This is a genomic window from Serratia sp. A07 (assembly GCF_058725505.1).
Map to the genome: position 1 here is coordinate 1 of NZ_JBZXDO010000202.1, position 875 is coordinate 875.

At 48.7% G+C, this 875-nt stretch carries 1 tRNA gene and 1 rRNA gene; both read left to right on the plus strand.

Annotated features, from left to right (window positions below):
• Positions 1 to 497: ribosomal RNA gene (locus tag AC4PR2_RS29230) — 16S ribosomal RNA — on the plus strand; the annotation flags it as partial.
• 140 nt (positions 498 to 637) lie between these two features.
• Positions 638 to 713: transfer RNA gene (locus AC4PR2_RS29235), tRNA-Glu, on the plus strand.
• Positions 714 to 875: the final 162 nt, after the last annotated feature.

Here is an 875-nt window from a genome sequence, read left to right on the forward strand (position 1 = left end):
AGGTGCTGCATGGCTGTCGTCAGCTCGTGTTGTGAAATGTTGGGTTAAGTCCCGCAACGAGCGCAACCCTTATCCTTTGTTGCCAGCGGTTCGGCCGGGAACTCAAAGGAGACTGCCAGTGATAAACTGGAGGAAGGTGGGGATGACGTCAAGTCATCATGGCCCTTACGAGTAGGGCTACACACGTGCTACAATGGCATATACAAAGAGAAGCGACCTCGCGAGAGCAAGCGGACCTCATAAAGTATGTCGTAGTCCGGATTGGAGTCTGCAACTCGACTCCATGAAGTCGGAATCGCTAGTAATCGTAGATCAGAATGCTACGGTGAATACGTTCCCGGGCCTTGTACACACCGCCCGTCACACCATGGGAGTGGGTTGCAAAAGAAGTAGGTAGCTTAACCTTCGGGAGGGCGCTTACCACTTTGTGATTCATGACTGGGGTGAAGTCGTAACAAGGTAACCGTAGGGGAACCTGCGGTTGGATCACCTCCTTACCTAAAGATATTAGTTCGAGTGGCGTGCTCACACAGATTGTCTGATGAAAAAGTAACGAGCAAAGCGCTACCTGTTGATGCCATGAGTTATTCATGCTGATACGAACCGATTAAGTTATTCAGTTTAATCGGATTTTCGTGTCCCCATCGTCTAGAGGCCTAGGACACTGCCCTTTCACGGCTGTAACAGGGGTTCGAATCCCCTTGGGGACGCCATTCCGATAATGAGTGAAAGACATTATCACCGGTCACGACAGACCGAAAAAATCTTAAAGATGACTTGCGAGTCATGTTTAAGATATTGCTCTTTAACAATCTGGAACAAGCTGAAAATTGAAACATGACGGCTGAAATTTATCCCTCCGTAGAAGTACTGGG